A 13,747-nucleotide genomic window follows, 5' to 3' on the forward strand; every position below is an offset into this window, starting at 1 on the left:
GTCAGGACGGGGTGCCGAGGAGGAGCACCAGTCCGAGGAGGACGGCGGCCACGCCGATCGGGCGGACGAGCCGGAGGCCCGTGCGGGTGGTGCGCTCGGCGGCCATGACGACGGCCAACGGGACCATGGTCGCGAGGTGGGCCGTCCCACCCGCGAGGCACACGGCCATCAGCGCCCAGCAGCACCCCACGCAGGACGCGCCGTAGGCGACGCCGATGGTGGCGGCCTCGACCGCCGGCCGGCGCTCGCCGTGCCAGTGGGCGACGGCGAAGGTGCGCGGGCTGCGGCAGGCGGTGAGGCACCGGCGCTTGAGCGGGGAGAGCTGGAAGGCGCCGGCGAGGACCAGGACACCGCCGACGAGCACCTGGGGAGCGGGCCGCCACGCTCCTCCAGTCACGGCCAGGACCACGAGCTCGCCGGCCACCAGCAGCGCACCGACGACCACCCACACGGCGAGGAAGGCGCCGGCCGCGGACGCGACCAGCAGGTGCCGGGTGCGGTGCCGGGCCACCAGGCGCTGCAGGACCCGCAGGAGGGGCAGTGCCGGGGGCAGCATCATGGCCACGACCATGAGCGCCCACCCCGTCAGGGCCGCTGCCCCGGTCCCCGCGGCGGCGCGGCCCGCGTGCAGGTGCCCGCCGTGGTCCCCGGCTCCGGTCCCCTGGCCGAGCAGGTACAGCACCAGCCAGGCGGCGCCGGCGACCACCAGCACGACGGTCGGCAGCACCGGTCGCGCCACCCCCGGCGGCCATCCCCGGCGGCCGGGCGCGAGGCGGGTCGCTGCCACGGTCACCCGTCCGAGGGGACGGACGCGGTGGGGTAGGCGAACCGGCCGCGCATCGCGGAGCGGCGGGTGGCGTCCGCGTAGCCGCCGGGCAGCACCGGGAGGTTCAGGCGGAAGCGGGTCGCGGTCATCGCGGTCACGGAGCCGACCGCGGCCAGCTCCCGGTGCAGGGCCGTGCGGTTCAGGGTGAGCGGCTCGCCGCCGGCCGCGGCGGCCACCCCGTCGCCCGCGCCGTCCGGTCGGTCGAACGCGAGGTCCGCCCCGTCCGCCTCGAAGGCCGGGATGTCGCTCGTCGTGGCCTCGGTGGGGTGCCGGGCGCCGTCGACCTGCTGCTTCTCGTGCACGCGGATGCGCCAGCCACCGGCCTCGTCCCGGCCCTCGCCGCTCTCGACCCGGATCGCCGCCGGCGACACGGACAGCACCGCTCCCATCACCTCGGCCAGGTCCGCCAGGGGTCCCTCGGGCGCGCCGAAGGCCCGTGCGAGGGCGTCGTACGCCTCCGCTCCGTGGGCCGGGACGTCGTCGACGTCGACGAAGAGCACGGAGTAGCGACCGCCGTCGGGGCCGCGTCGCCGGCCGTCGTGGGTGGAGATGCTGACGACGCGGGCGCCCGCGACGTCGACGGGGCCCCCGTCCCCGGGCAGGCGGCCGTCCTCGACCACCCAGGCGAACAGACCCGTGCAGTGGTCGTCGTCGGGATCCTCGTCCACCCAGCAGGGACAGAGGGTCTCGCAGTCACAGGTCTCGACGAACCACCCGGCGAGGGCGTGCGCGGGCAGCCGGGTCCCGGATCCCGTGGTGGACATCTGCCGCTCCCGTCCCCTGCCGTGAGGGCCACCGCGGCGCCGGGGGGTCGGTCCCCGGCGTCCGCTCCGTGGCGTTCCCCGCCGGGGACGCACCCTCGGCGCCCCGGGGTCGGAGCATCGGGCCCGGCCGTCACCGCTCCGTCACCGCGGTGTCACCGCCCGGCCGTCCCCCGTGGACCGGAGTCGCTCCCCTCCGCCCGGCCGCGGGTCGGGCACCATCCGGGCGTGGACCCCGAGCTGCTGCTGCGGACGGCGGCCGACCGGCTGGACGCGCTGGCCATCCGGACGACCCCCGGCGACTGGCGGACCGCCGGACTGCTGGCGACCCGCCCCGACGTGGTCGCGCACTCCCCCGACGGGAGCACCGAGCACGTGGCCGAGGCGCGGGCCGGGACCGGCGCGTGGATCGCGGCCCTCTCCCCCGCGCTGGCCGCGCCGCTGGCGGGCTGGCTGCGCGCCGCGGCGGCGCACGAGCCGGTCGACCCGGCGGCCGAGGCGTTCGCCCGGGTACTGCTCGCGCGGCTGCGGTGAGCGGGCGGTCCGGCACGGCGCCCAGCCCCCTCGGAGCGGACCGGGCCCCTGGTCAGTCGGACCAGACCGGCGGCCGCCGGTCGAGGAAGGCGTGCACCCCCTCACGGAAGTCCGCCGTCGCGCCGAGGGCCACCGCCTCCTCCCGCTCGACGGCCAGGCCCTCGTCGAAGGGCAGGTCGACGCCCTCGGTGACGCAGCGCCGGATCGCCGCCAGCGCCCGCGCCGGCTTGCGGGCCAGTCCCTCGGCGTAGCCCTGCACCTCCTCGCGGAGCCGCTCGGGGGCCACGACGACGTCGACGAGGCCGATGGCGTGCGCCTCCCCGGCGCCGAGCAGCGTGCCGTCGTAGAGCAGGCGCAGTGCTCGCGGCCGGCCCAACAGGCGGGCGAGCGCCTGCGTCGCGCCGACCGGCGGGATGAACCCGATGCCGATCTCCGGCTGCCCGAGTCGGGCGGTGCTCGCGGCGAAGCGGACGTCGCAGTGCAGGACGATCTCCAGGCCGCCGCCGACCGCGGTGCCGTGGACCGCCGCCAGCAGCGGCTTGGGCGACGCCCGCATCCTGCGCACCAGGTCGTGGCACACGCCGACCCAGCGGCGCACGCCCTCGTCGTCCGTCTCGGAGAAGACCCGCAGGTCGGCGCCCACGCTGAAGTGGGCCTCGAGGGCGCTGGCGAACACCACCACCCGGACGGCGGGGTCCCCCAGGTGCCGCTCCAGTGCCTCCGGGACCTCCCGGAGCATCTCCCAGGAGAAGGCGTTGACCGGCGGGCGGTCGTACTCGATCCACCCCACCCGGTCGTGCACGCTGACCCGCAGGTAGTCGGCCATCGGTCCTCACCTCGCACCGTCGACCGACCCTAGAGGCCCGGCACGACGAGGTGTGCCGGCCGGCCACTCCGTGGAGAACTCCGGCGCCACCCGGTGCCACCGCCGCACGCGCTCGCGTGATCGGCCCGGGCGTCCCGCATGGTCCGCCGGTCGGCGGGGCACGCCCGGAGGGTGGAGGACGACTGGAGATCGCTGCTCGAGGACCTGCCGTTGGAGCAGCGCCTGAAGGCGATCGCCGTGTACGAGCTGGCGAGTGACCGGGCGGCCGGGCAGCCGGTCGAGACGGCGGTGTCCACCCTGCGCGCGGCCGCCAGGGCCGAGGGCATGGACGACGGGCACCCGTGGATCCCGGCGGCCGCGGCACGCATCAGCGCGGAGCAGCGCCCCTGACCCCGGCCGGCCGCCTGGCCGGCCGAGCGCACGCCGGCGTCGCTCAGGCCGCCTGCACGCGCGCCCAGACGTGCTTGCGGCCGTCCTCCACCGTCCAGCCGTGCGCCCGGCACAGCCGGGCCACGAGGGGCAGGCCCAGACCCCCGTCGGCCGGATCCCGGTCGCCGGCGGTCGCGGGCGGCTGCTCGACCGCGGCGTCGATGACGTCGACGAGCCAGCCCCCGCCGGTCGCGGTGACGCGGACGTGCACCGGTGACCGTCCGTGTCGCAGGCCGTTGGAGGTCAGCTCCTCGTAGACGAGGAGCAGTCCGTCGACGTCCACCGGGGCGCGGTGCCGCAGCCACCTCGTGTGGACCATCCTCCGGAGGTGGTGGCGGCTCACCGTGAGGTCGATGGGCGTCCGCAGTTCCTGCTCCCAGGTCACGAGCGGTCCCGGGGACACGGTGGGGAGCGGCCGTCGGGTCCAGCACACCTGCTCCATCGGCCACTCTCCTCGGGCGGTGCGCAACGGCCGGCGACCTCGGTGCGTCCGCCACCGGTGGTGAGAGGTCGGGTGGACGGCGTGGGGCTTCTCTCCGACCGTTGCTGTTCCGGATCCGAAGCGTAGGTCCATCCGCACGGTGGCCCGGTCCGTTCGGCGTCGGGGCGGTGCGGCGTGACCGCGGGACGTGTCCCGGTCTCCGCGCGTGACGACGCCGTCGGTCGGCCCGCCCCGTGTCTCCCGCCTCGCCCGGACGGACGGTGCGGTCCGGCACCCCTCCGCGGTCGACGCCCGCCGTCGTCGCCGTGGTGGTGCTCGGCCCAGGCCGGTTCGCGGCACGGACCGACTCGCCGCCGGGGTCGGCGGCGAGGACGATCGCGCTGTGGCATCCGAGGGGGAGTCGCCGGAGGTCCGCACGCGCCCGGCCGACGCCCCGGTGGAGGAGCGCCTCGCTCGAGGACACCGACGGCTCGGGGAGCACCTGCACGCGGTCGAGGACCACCTGCTCGACATCGCCGACCACGTCCTCGAGCCCGGCGGGGAGGCCCAGGCGACGCGGGAGCGGGCTCGCGGTCTGTCCACCGCTGCCGACCACGAGCTGGCGCGTGCCGACGAGCTCCACGGGCCCGCTGCACCCGACCGGTAGCAGCCGGCCGCGGCCACCCGACCCGGGCGCGCACCGGAGACGGAGCGCCGGACGCTCGGGTCTCACCCGGCGTCGAGCGACCCCGGATCGCTAGCGTGGAGGCATGGCACGGCACTGGGTCGCGACCCGCCCCGGGGGCCTGGACGTCCTCTCGTTCGAGGAGTACGACGTGCCCCCGCCGCAGCAGGGCGAGGTCACGGTCTCGGTCCGGGCGGCCGGCATGAACCCCGCCGACGCCAAGCACGTGGCCCGCGGCGACCCGGCCGGCTTCCCGAGGGCGATCGGCTACGAGGTCGCCGGCGTGGTGAGCGCGGTCGGCGCGGACACCGGGATCGGGTCGGGGCCGGTGGCCGTGGGCGACGAGGTCCTCGCGTTCCGGATCAGCGGCGGATGGGCGACCGACGTGACCGTCGCGGCCCGGGACGTGTTCGCCAAGCCTGCGTCACTGTCGTTCGGCGAGGCCGCCGGCCTGCTGCTCGCCGGGTGCACCGCCTCGGAGATGCTGCACGTGACCGGCGTCGGGGAAGGCGACACGGTCCTGGTGCACGGCGCCTCGGGATCGGTGGGGGTCAGCGCGCTCCAGCAGGCTGCGCTGCTGGGGGCCCGGGTGATCGGGACGGCGAGTGCGGGCAGGTCCGACGTCGTGACCCGGTTCGGCGGGGTGCCGGTCGCGTACGGCGACGGGCTCGAGGAGCGGGTGCGCGCGGCGGCGCCGGGAGGAGTGGTGGCCGCGCTCGACTGCGTGGGCACCGACGAGGCGGTCGACGTCTCGCTCGCGCTGGTGGCCGACCGCGGCCGGATCGTCACCATCGCCGCGCCCGGGCGGGCGCAGGCCGCAGGCTTCCCCGCGATCGCCGGGTCGATGCCGGCCAGCCAGGCCCACCGCGACTCCGTGCGGGCGGACCTGGTGCGCTTGGCCGGTGAGGGGCGGCTCGTCGTCCCCGTCGCCCGGACCTTCCCCCTCGCCGACGCCCGAGAGGCCACCGGGCTGCTGATGAGCCAGCACCCGGGCGGGAAGCTCGTCCTCGAGCCGTAGCCCTGCTGAGCACGTGCGGCGGAGGGGACCGGTGCCCCGGCCTCGACGACCCCGGAGGCGGGTCCTAGGGACGTCGGACGGCGTAGCGCAGCAGGACGACACCGTTGCCGAACCGCCGGTTCTCCACCAGCTCCAGGTCGGTCGGCTCGTCGGCGGCCTCGAAGAGCCGTCGGCCGCGGCCGACGACGACCGGGTTGACGTAGAGCCGGTACTCGTCGACGAGGTCCAGCCGGCGGAAGGTCTCGGCCAGGTCGACCCCGCCGAGCGTCATGTCCCCGCCGGGCCGCTGCTTCAGTGCGCGGACCTCGTCGGGGTCCACCACTGCCCGCAGCGAGGCGTTGGGGCCGACCTCCTGCAGCGTGCGGGAGAAGACGATCTTCGGCACGGCCCGCCAGATGCCGGCGAACTCGCGCATGACCGGCGGGGCGTCAGGGTCCTGGTCGGCGGTCGGCCAGAACGCCTCCATGAGCTCGTAGGTGACCCGGCCCTCCACGAAGGCGCTCATGGTCGCGAGCTGCTCGTTGAAGTGCGCGTGCAGCTCCTCGTCGACGCGGTGCCAGCTGAGGTCGTGGTCCGGCCCCTCGAAGCAGCCGTCCAGCGACAGCATCATGTGCACGACGATCTTCCGCACGTGTCCTCCTGAGCTCGCGACCCGGTCCGGGAGCTCGGACCGGCGGACGGCGGCGCTCTCATCGGTCCGGCAGACACCGTCCGAGCTGGGCGGAGTCAGCCGGCCCCCGAGGCGGTGGTGGTGCCTGACCGACGCCGTCCGTCAGCGGCCCTCCGGGCGAGACCACGGTGGCGGAGGAACGCACTCAGCGAGGGCGCTCGCTGAAGTTGGCGTAGAGGTCGTGCTCGGTGAACTCCCGGCCCAACTGGCGGCGGAAGAACGCGTTGGTCGAGTAGCGGGTGGAGGAGAGGAAGAAGCGCTCCTCGTTGCTCCTGACCATGGCGAAGAACGGATCCGCCGCATCAGACCCGAGGTCGAAGTGGTCGTAGTTGACGACGACGTGCACCCGCCGGTCGAGGGCGGAGAACCGGCGGTCGAGCTCCCGTGCCAGGTCGTCGGCGTCCTGCGCCGTTGCCAGCCGCAGCCCCTCGAAGTTGACGTAGACGGTGTCGGTGGCCGAGTCGAACCTGAACCGCTCGTCCATGTCGACGGGAGGTCGGTCGCGCAGCCCCATCGGCTGGTCGCGGAAGATCGCCGCGTCCATCGCGCGGAGGTCGTCCCCGATGACGGGAGCGACGTCCATGTGGGCCAGGACGTCCCGCTCCACGTCCACGCCCGGGGCGACCTCGACCAGCTCGAGGCCCCGGTCGGTGAGCCGCAGGACGCACCGCTCGGTGACGTAGTAGACGCACTGCCCGCGCTCCACGGCCAGCCGCCCGTTGAAGGTCACCTGCCCGACCCGCTCGCGGAACTTCGCGACCGCGCCGGTGTCGTCGACGACCAGCGCGCCGTCGCGCACCGCCACCCGCGAGCGGGCGGTGAAGGTGCCGAGGAAGAAGACCGCCTTGGCGTTCTGGCTGATGTTGATGAAGCCGCCCGCCCCGGCGACCCGGCGACCGAACCGGCTGACGTTGACGTTCCCCTCCGCGTCGGCCTCGGCCATGCCCAGGAACGCCTGGTCCAGCCCGCCGCCGTCGTAGAAGTCGAACTGGTAGGGCTGGTCGATGATCGCCTGCGGGTTCGCGACGGCGCCGAAGCTCAGCCCGCCGGCCGGGATGCCACCGACCCCTCCGGGCTCGACGGTCAGCGTGATCAGGTCGAGGATCCGCTCCTCGGCAGCCACGGCCGCCACCCCCTCGGGGATGCCGATCCCGAGGTTCACCACCGCGTTCGTCGACAGGGACATCGCGGCGCGACGGGCGATCACCTTGCGGGCGTCGAGGGGCATCGGCGTCAGCCCGGTGCTGGGTGCGGTGATCTCCCCCGTGTAGGAGGGGTCGTAGGCGACGGCGAAGGTCTGACCGTGGTTGGCGGGCTGCGCGACGACGACCGCGTCCACCAGGATGCCGGGGACCCTCACCTCGCGCGGGCTCAGCGTCCGGTGCTCGGTGACCCGCTCGACCTGCACGATGACCACGCCGCCGGAGTTCTTGGCCGCCTGCGCCATCGACAGCACCTCGAGGGTGAGCGCCTCCCGCTCCATGGTGATGTTGCCCTCCGGGTCGGCCGTCGTCCCGCGCAGGAGGGCCACGTGCACCGGCTGCGCGGGGAAGAACAGGTGCTCCTCCCCGCGCAGCGTCACCAGTTCGACCAGCTCCTCGGTGGTGCACTCGTTCATCCGGCCGCCCCCGTGGCGCGGATCGACGAACGTGCCGAGCCCGACCTTGGTCACCACGCCCGGGCGCCCGCCGGCGATCTCCCGGAACAGGTGGCTGATCACGCCCTGCGGCCAGCAGTAGGCCTCGATGCGGTCGTCGAGCGCGAGCACGCCGAGGCTCGGCACGAGCCCCCAGTGCCCGCCGATGACCCGGCGCACCATGCCGTCGGCACCGAAGTGGTTCAGTCCGCGCGCGCCGCCGTCGCCCTGGCCCGCCGCGTAGACCAGGGTGAGGTCCCGCGGCGAGCCGGTGGCCTCGAACCGCCGTTCCAGCGCGAGCGCCAACTCCTCGGCGAACCCCACACCGACGAACCCGCCGGTGGCGACGGTGTCGCCGTCGAGGACGATCTGCGCCGCGGCGTCGGCCGAGATGACCTTGTTGCGCTGCACCGGACGGCGGGGCTCAGCGCCGGCCGGCGCCGACCGACGCCCGGTCGGCGACAAGGTCCCGCGTCAGGTCGCTGCGCGCGGTCTCCCGGCTGAGCACGACGGCGATCACCGTGAGCACCGCGGCACCGGCGAGGTACAGCGAGATCGGCACCGAGCTGCCGTACTCGATCAGCAGCGCCGTGGCGATGATCGGCGCCAGGCTGCCCGCCACGATCGAGGACACCTGCCCGGCCACCGAGAGGCCGCTGTAGCGCACCTGGGTGGAGAACAGCTCCGAGAAGAAGGACGCCTGCGGCCCGTACATCGCTCCGTGGAGGACCAGGCCGACCGTGCCGGCGAGCGCCAGCAGCAGGAACGACTGCGAGTCGTACAGGGCGAAGAACACGAAGCCCCACACGCCGACGCCCACGGCTCCCACCAGGTAGACCGGCCGGCGGCCGAACCGGTCCGACGCCGCGCCCATGGCCGGGATCGCCACGAAGTGGATCGCGGAGGCGATGAGGGCCGCGTTCAGCGCCGTGCCGCGCGAGACACCTGCCTCACCGGTGGCGTAGGCCAGCGCGAACGCGGTGAAGATGTAGTAGCCGATGTTCTCCGCCAGGCGGGCGCCGATGGCCAGGACGATCTCCCGGGGGTAGTCCTTGAGCACCTGGACCACGGGCAGCTTGGGAGCCTCCTCGGCCTTGGCGGACTGCTCGCGGGCGGCCCGGAAGACCGGCGACTCCTCGATCGAGACCCGGATCCACAGACCGACGCCCACCAGCACGGCGCTGAGCAGGAAGGGGATGCGCCAGCCCCAGGACTCGAACTGCTGGTCGGTGGTGAACGCCGAGACGATCGCGAGGACGGCGACGGCGAGGAGGTTGCCCGCCGGCGCGCCGGCCTGCGGCCAGGAGGCCCAGTACCCGCGCCGCTCCGGCGTGCCGTACTCCGCGGCCATCAGCACCGCGCCGCCCCACTCGCCACCGAGGGCGAAGCCCTGCACCAGCCGGAGGAGGATCAGGAGGACCGGCGCCCAGATGCCGATCTGGGCGTAGGTCGGCAGCAGGCCGATCAGGAAGGTCGCGCCGCCCATCAGCATCAGCGTGATGACCAGCATCTGCTTGCGGCCGACCTTGTCGCCGAAGTGCCCGAAGACCACCCCACCGATGGGGCGGGCCGCGAAGCCCACGGCGTACGTGGCGAACGCGAGCAGCGTGCCGACCAGCGGGTCGAAGTCGGGGAAGAACAGCGTGTTGAAGACCAGCGCGGCGGCGGAGCCGTAGAGGAAGAAGTCGTACCACTCCACGGTCGTGCCGACGAGGCTGGCGCCGACGACCTTGACGATGGACGTGCGCGACGCCGGCGGGACGGCGGCGTCCTGGTGGGACCTGGACAAGGTTCCTCCCCTGTTCGTGTGCCGGATCTGTGGAGGTTGCGGGTGTCTCCGGCCGAGGGGCGGGAGACGCCGGCGATGTGGGAGCCGCCCGCGAGCGGGCGGCCGGCTCAGCGTTCGGGATGGGCGCGGCGGCCGCGCGGTCCCCGGGAGGACCGCCGTGCAGGTGGCCGCCGGCGGTACCCGGCTCGGCGCCGCACGGGACCGGGCAGGGCCCACGGACGACGGTGCAGATCCACGCTCACCCCCTCGCTGGCCGAGCTCCGGCGACAGCATCGCCGGGTTGCGGCGCATCGGCGAGTTATGGGCGATCTCGATCCGGTGACCCGCGTCGGCCGTCACGAGCGTGGTCCACCTGCCCGGCGCGCCCTTCCTGGTCGGGGAGCTCTCCCCGGTCGAGGTCCTCGCCCCGCTGGTCACCGGTCCGGTGACCGTGGACGACGACGTCGACTGGGCCGCCCGCCCCGAGCGGGCAGCCGCGGGTCCCGAGGGCCTCGACGACTTCGTGTACCCGTACCTGGGCGAGGGGCTCGGCGGTGCCGTCGTCGTCTGCGGCGCCTGGGGCACCCACCCGGCCGTGCTGCAGGCCGTCTCCGACCGCGCGGCCGCACTCCCCCGGCACGTCCGCCCTGGCTCGCAGGGGTCCGACACCCTGGCGACCGGTCATCGGCGTGGGTCGGACGAACACCCCGGGACCGTCCACCGCAGCGAGCCCGCCGAGTCGCCGCAGCCGCGGGGCGCGCGGATCTGCCCCTGCGCCGCACAGCCCATCGGCCACGGCAGGGTGCCCAGACCCTGACGGGGTGCAGTCGACGGGCTCGTGGCGCCCACCGCGCCGGCGTCCGCGGCGTCCGGACACCGGTCGAGTGGCACCGTGCGCGGTCATCGACGGGTCGGTCGGACCGACGACCACGAGCACTCCGTCGGCGGCGAGAGAGCTCGGGACAGGAGGAACGATGAGCCAGGACCCCGACAGCCGGATCATCCGGCCCGGCGAAGGCACACGAGTGCCCGCGCTGGACATGACCCACAAGGTGGACGCCGACCGGTTCGGCGGTCGTCTGCTGGTCGTGGAGGGTCGGATCGCCCCGGGTGCGCTCGTCCCGCCGCACACCCACACCCGTGAGGACGAGTGCTCCTACGTCATCTCCGGCGAGGTCGTGTTCCAGGTGGACGAGGACACCTTCACAGCCGAGGCCGGCAGCTACGTGATCAAGCCGCGCGGCGTGCCGCACGCCTTCTGGAACCCCGGCAGCGAGCCCGCGCGGGTGATGGAGCTGCACGTACCGGCGACCTTCGCCCACTACTACGACGAGGCCGGCGTGCTCCTCACCGACTCCGCGATGACCCCGCAGGAGCGACGGGAGGCCCTGGACGCGCACCACGCTCGCTACGGCGTGACCTTCCACTGGGACCGCGTCGCGGATCTCGTCGATCGCCACGGCGTCCGGCCGTGAGCCGTCCAGGCCACGTCGGGACGGAGGGCCGGCTCGCACCACCACGGTGCGGCTGTGCGGCCGACGCCGACCGCGCCCCTGCTGCGGGCGCCGTGCGACACCGGCGCGCCGATCCGGCCGACGGGTCACCGGCCCGCGAGGCAGGGGGTGGATGACGGGCGCGGCCTGGGACCATCCCCGTGGTCCCACGACCGGGCCGACGGGACCGGACCTGCGACTCCCTGCCCGAGCCGTCGGCCGGGGCGCCGCGGACGTCCGTCCGGCTCCACCTGTGCAGGTCAAACGGTCCGGTCCTGGGTGACGACGTGCGGTCCGGCGGTGCTCGTGACCCAGGCGTCGCTCCCTCCCGCCCGGCTGCGACGCGGAGGAGGCTGTGGACCGCAGTCCCCTGCGCAGGCCCCGCCGCCACGGCGGTCCGGCGGCCGGGAGGACGCCCGCACCCGGGCGAGCACCCCTGACCGGCGGAGCGACGGGAAGAGCACGCACCCGTGATCCACACCACGACACGAGAGGACCCCCGATGCCCACCCTGCCCTGGTTCTCCGGCCCTGTTCCGGTCCCCGGGACGACCGCGGTCGTGATGGCCTCCCGGTTCCGCGTCCGCCGACTCCGGCAGGTGCCGCGCTTCTTCCTCGACTCGATGCGCATCCACCGTCAGGTCCGGGCAGCGGACGGGGCGCTGGGGATCTCCCTCATCGCCCGTCCGCTGCGGCGGGAGTTCCTCACCCTCAGCGCCTGGCGGGACCGGGGCAGCCTCGACGCCCTGGTCCGGGCCGAGCCGCACCGTGGCGCGATGCGCCGCCATCGGGCGGCGATGGCCGAGTCCACCTTCACGTTCTGGGAGGTCCCCGCCGTCCAGCTGCCGGTGCGCTGGGACGACGCACGGCAGCACCTCGACGCCGAACGCGGTTCCTCCCGGGACCCCTCGGCGGGAACCGCCGACCGCGAGCGTGCGGATCGAGGCCCGCGGTGAGCGGAACCGTCATCCCGGGTCGCGCAGCTGGAGGTGCCGGCGGGAGCGCAGGCTCTGGAGTGCGGCACGAGTCCGCCCACGTCGTCGGCGCATCGCTCGGCGGGATGATCGGCCAGGCGATCGCCATCCGGCACCCCCACCGGGTCCGGTCGCTGGCCTCGCTGGTGTCGACGACGAGTCGCCGGGGCGTCGGGCGCACCTCACCCCGGGTCCTGCGTCGTGCACTCGGCCGACCGCCGCGGCCCGAGGAGGCAGCGGTCGAACGCCGGGTCCGGGTCTTCTCGACGATCGGGTCCACCGGCTTCGAGCAGGATCTCGACGAGCTGCGGCGCGTGACCAGGCCCGCGTTCCGACGTGATCCCGACGCCCGCGACGGCCGCCGTCGCCAGCACCGGGCGGTGGGCGCCGCTCCCGACCGGACCGACGCCCTGCGGCGGCTCACGGTGCCCACCGTGGTGGTCCACGGCACCGCGGACCCGGTGTGCCATCCGTCCGGCGGGCGGGCGACGGCCGAGGCCACCCCCCGGCGCCCGCCTCGAGCTCGTCCCCGGGATGGGCCACGACCTGCCCCGTGGGGCGTGGCCGCGGCTCGTCCGCGCGATCGTGGACAACGCCCGCCGCGCCGACGGACGGTGATCCGGCCCGGCGAGCGAGCCGGGACGTCCCCCGTCGGTCAGGTCGTCGGTCCTGGCGCCCGCTCCCAGCGCCACACCGGACCGTCCTCCGCGTCGTCGATCTCGGCGACCCGTTCGAACCCGAGCCTCCGCAGCACGGTCGTCGACGGGCCCTCCTCCGCCAGCGTGTGCGCCCGGACCAGCGAGACCCCCTCGCGTGCTGCGAGGTCGAGCCACAGCCGCGCCGCCGCGGTGGCGTGCCCGCGTCCGCGGTGGGCGGGGGCGACGCTGTAGCCGATCTCGACGGCCCCGTCCACGGGCGGTCCGGTGAACCCGCCCATCCCCACGACGAGGTCCTCCACCGGGTCGATGACGAGGTAGCTGAACCACTGCGGCGGCATCCCGCACCGGAGTGCGTCGAGCGTCGCCGGGAGCGCCTCCGGGAAGGCGAGGTAGCCGGTGGCCACGTCCGGGCCGAAGCGCTCGCGGAAGGCGGCGTCCGACTCCAGGAGGGCCTCCGCGACCTCGACGGTGACCGGTACGACCTCCGTGCGGTCGGTGCGCATCGGGTGCCCCTGCGCGCGGACGTCGGTCACGGCCGGGCCGCCTCGGCGGTCCTGGCCACGCCCGCCTCCTGCGCTGCCCAGGTCGCGGCCACCGTCGCCACGAGGCCGAGGACGACGCGGACGTGGTGCCAGCGAGCCCACGTCCGCAGCAGGTCCCGGGTCTCGGGGTCCGTGAGCCGACCCGACGTGAACCGGTCGTTGGCCGGCTCGTTGACGGCGAGGGTGACGGCGACGACGCCCCCGGTGGCCACCGCGGCGACCACGGCGGCGCCGGACCTGCGGCGGCCGACGAGCTGGGTGACCGCCGATGCGAGGCTGGTGGCGCCCGCGCCGGCGCCCAGCGGGATCATCAGGCTCCGGATGCGCCCGGCGTGCGCCGTGAACCACCGGCGGAACTCGGCCGGCGGCGTCGCGCGCCAGGACGGCACGAGAACCACCTCGATGAAGACCATGCCGCCCGTCAGGACGCCGGCGGACGTCGCCGAGGCCAGCCCGAGCGGCCGGGCCCACCGGGCGACGCGGGAGGTGTGTTCGTGCTCCATCGG

General features: G+C 75.1%; 16 protein-coding genes and 1 pseudogene. 8 read left to right on the forward strand and 9 right to left on the reverse strand.

The window, feature by feature from the left end; translation table 11 throughout:
- Position 1: 1 nt before the first annotated feature.
- Together BMZ33_RS03165 and BMZ33_RS03170 are read right to left on the reverse strand one after the other, a co-directional pair.
- Positions 2-739, reverse strand: a complete 738-nt coding sequence (locus BMZ33_RS03165; protein WP_091107618.1) for a DUF2182 domain-containing protein — start codon at positions 737-739, stop codon at positions 2-4.
- Positions 740-789: 50 nt separating this feature from the next.
- Complete coding sequence (locus BMZ33_RS03170) at positions 790-1,590, reverse strand: DUF1326 domain-containing protein (protein ID WP_091107620.1); 801 nt, start codon at positions 1,588-1,590, stop codon at positions 790-792.
- Positions 1,591-1,815: 225 nt separating this feature from the next.
- Between BMZ33_RS03170 and BMZ33_RS03175 the strand changes: the two genes are divergently transcribed.
- Positions 1,816-2,121, forward strand: coding sequence for a hypothetical protein (locus BMZ33_RS03175; protein WP_091107622.1), 306 nt, complete (start codon positions 1,816-1,818; stop codon positions 2,119-2,121).
- A gap of 52 nt (positions 2,122-2,173) precedes the next feature.
- On the opposite strand, the gene BMZ33_RS03180 is transcribed toward BMZ33_RS03175, so the two are convergent.
- Positions 2,174-2,947, reverse strand: coding sequence for an enoyl-CoA hydratase/isomerase family protein (locus BMZ33_RS03180; protein WP_091107624.1), 774 nt, complete (start codon positions 2,945-2,947; stop codon positions 2,174-2,176).
- Between the two features lie 171 nt (positions 2,948-3,118).
- On the opposite strand from BMZ33_RS03180, the gene BMZ33_RS03185 reads away from it, so the two are divergent.
- The gene (locus tag BMZ33_RS03185) at positions 3,119-3,337 is read left to right on the forward strand and encodes a hypothetical protein (RefSeq protein ID WP_169063821.1); all 219 of its coding nucleotides are present in this window, start codon (positions 3,119-3,121) and stop codon (positions 3,335-3,337) included.
- 43 nt (positions 3,338-3,380) lie between these two features.
- Here BMZ33_RS03185 and BMZ33_RS03190 read toward each other — a convergent pair whose 3' ends face one another.
- Positions 3,381-3,695: an ATP-binding protein gene (locus tag BMZ33_RS03190; protein ID WP_169063822.1), complete on the reverse strand. Its 315-nt coding sequence runs from the start codon at positions 3,693-3,695 to the stop codon at positions 3,381-3,383.
- Positions 3,696-4,200: 505 nt separating this feature from the next.
- On the opposite strand from BMZ33_RS03190, the gene BMZ33_RS03195 reads away from it, so the two are divergent.
- A complete protein-coding gene (locus BMZ33_RS03195; RefSeq protein ID WP_091107630.1) occupies positions 4,201-4,464 on the forward strand; it encodes a hypothetical protein in 264 nt (87 codons plus the stop codon).
- A gap of 103 nt (positions 4,465-4,567) precedes the next feature.
- Positions 4,568-5,500, forward strand: a complete 933-nt coding sequence (locus BMZ33_RS03200; protein WP_091107632.1) for a quinone oxidoreductase family protein — start codon at positions 4,568-4,570, stop codon at positions 5,498-5,500.
- Between the two features lie 64 nt (positions 5,501-5,564).
- Here the strand turns inward: BMZ33_RS03200 and BMZ33_RS03205 are convergent, their stop codons facing one another.
- From BMZ33_RS03205 to BMZ33_RS03215, 3 genes are all read right to left on the reverse strand, one after another.
- Positions 5,565-6,131 (reverse strand): dihydrofolate reductase family protein, encoded by a 567-nt coding sequence (locus BMZ33_RS03205; RefSeq protein WP_091107634.1) that lies wholly within the window; start codon positions 6,129-6,131, stop codon positions 5,565-5,567.
- A 184-nt stretch (positions 6,132-6,315) separates the two neighbouring features.
- Positions 6,316-8,217, reverse strand: a complete 1,902-nt coding sequence (locus BMZ33_RS03210; protein WP_091107955.1) for an acyl CoA:acetate/3-ketoacid CoA transferase — start codon at positions 8,215-8,217, stop codon at positions 6,316-6,318.
- 13 nt (positions 8,218-8,230) lie between these two features.
- Positions 8,231-9,595: an MFS transporter gene (locus tag BMZ33_RS03215; protein ID WP_169063823.1), complete on the reverse strand. Its 1,365-nt coding sequence runs from the start codon at positions 9,593-9,595 to the stop codon at positions 8,231-8,233.
- 343 nt (positions 9,596-9,938) lie between these two features.
- Between BMZ33_RS03215 and BMZ33_RS23025 the strand changes: the two genes are divergently transcribed.
- From BMZ33_RS23025 to BMZ33_RS24625, 4 genes and pseudogenes are all read left to right on the forward strand, one after another.
- Entirely contained in the window at positions 9,939-10,391 is a 453-nt protein-coding gene (locus BMZ33_RS23025) for an ROK family protein (protein ID WP_169063824.1), read from the forward strand.
- Positions 10,392-10,548: 157 nt separating this feature from the next.
- Entirely contained in the window at positions 10,549-11,049 is a 501-nt protein-coding gene (locus tag BMZ33_RS03225) for a cupin domain-containing protein (RefSeq protein WP_091107636.1), read from the forward strand.
- A 520-nt stretch (positions 11,050-11,569) separates the two neighbouring features.
- The gene (locus BMZ33_RS03230) at positions 11,570-12,022 is read left to right on the forward strand and encodes a DUF3291 domain-containing protein (protein ID WP_091107638.1); all 453 of its coding nucleotides are present in this window, start codon (positions 11,570-11,572) and stop codon (positions 12,020-12,022) included.
- 59 nt (positions 12,023-12,081) lie between these two features.
- A pseudogene (locus BMZ33_RS24625) lies at positions 12,082-12,537 on the forward strand (alpha/beta fold hydrolase); the annotation flags it as partial.
- A 158-nt stretch (positions 12,538-12,695) separates the two neighbouring features.
- On the opposite strand, the gene BMZ33_RS23030 reads toward BMZ33_RS24625, so the two are convergent.
- Positions 12,696-13,232 (reverse strand): GNAT family N-acetyltransferase, encoded by a 537-nt coding sequence (locus tag BMZ33_RS23030; protein WP_169063825.1) that lies wholly within the window; start codon positions 13,230-13,232, stop codon positions 12,696-12,698.
- Positions 13,229-13,744, reverse strand: a complete 516-nt coding sequence (locus BMZ33_RS03245) for an anthrone oxygenase family protein (protein ID WP_136697182.1) — start codon at positions 13,742-13,744, stop codon at positions 13,229-13,231. Before BMZ33_RS03245 ends, BMZ33_RS23030 begins: the two co-directional genes overlap by 4 nt.
- Positions 13,745-13,747 lie beyond the last annotated feature (3 nt).

This window comes from Geodermatophilus dictyosporus (genome assembly GCF_900115505.1).
GTDB classification, from domain to species: Bacteria; Actinomycetota; Actinomycetes; order Mycobacteriales; family Geodermatophilaceae; genus Geodermatophilus; species Geodermatophilus dictyosporus.

What these genes read in the sequence shown, in the direction of transcription:
- BMZ33_RS03225 (WP_091107636.1), top strand. Translation starts at nt 10,549, where the DNA reads ATGAGCCAGGACCCCGACAGCCGGATCATCCGGCCCGGCGAAGGCACA.
- BMZ33_RS03200 (WP_091107632.1), top strand. Translation starts at nt 4,568, where the DNA reads ATGGCACGGCACTGGGTCGCGACCCGCCCCGGGGGCCTGGACGTCCTC.
- BMZ33_RS03245 (WP_136697182.1), bottom strand. Translation starts at nt 13,744, where the DNA reads ATGGAGCACGAACACACCTCCCGCGTCGCCCGGTGGGCCCGGCCGCTC.
- BMZ33_RS03180 (WP_091107624.1), bottom strand. Translation starts at nt 2,947, where the DNA reads ATGGCCGACTACCTGCGGGTCAGCGTGCACGACCGGGTGGGGTGGATC.
- BMZ33_RS03190 (WP_169063822.1), bottom strand. Translation starts at nt 3,695, where the DNA reads ATGGTCCACACGAGGTGGCTGCGGCACCGCGCCCCGGTGGACGTCGAC.
- BMZ33_RS03230 (WP_091107638.1), top strand. Translation starts at nt 11,570, where the DNA reads ATGCCCACCCTGCCCTGGTTCTCCGGCCCTGTTCCGGTCCCCGGGACG.
- BMZ33_RS03170 (WP_091107620.1), bottom strand. Translation starts at nt 1,590, where the DNA reads ATGTCCACCACGGGATCCGGGACCCGGCTGCCCGCGCACGCCCTCGCC.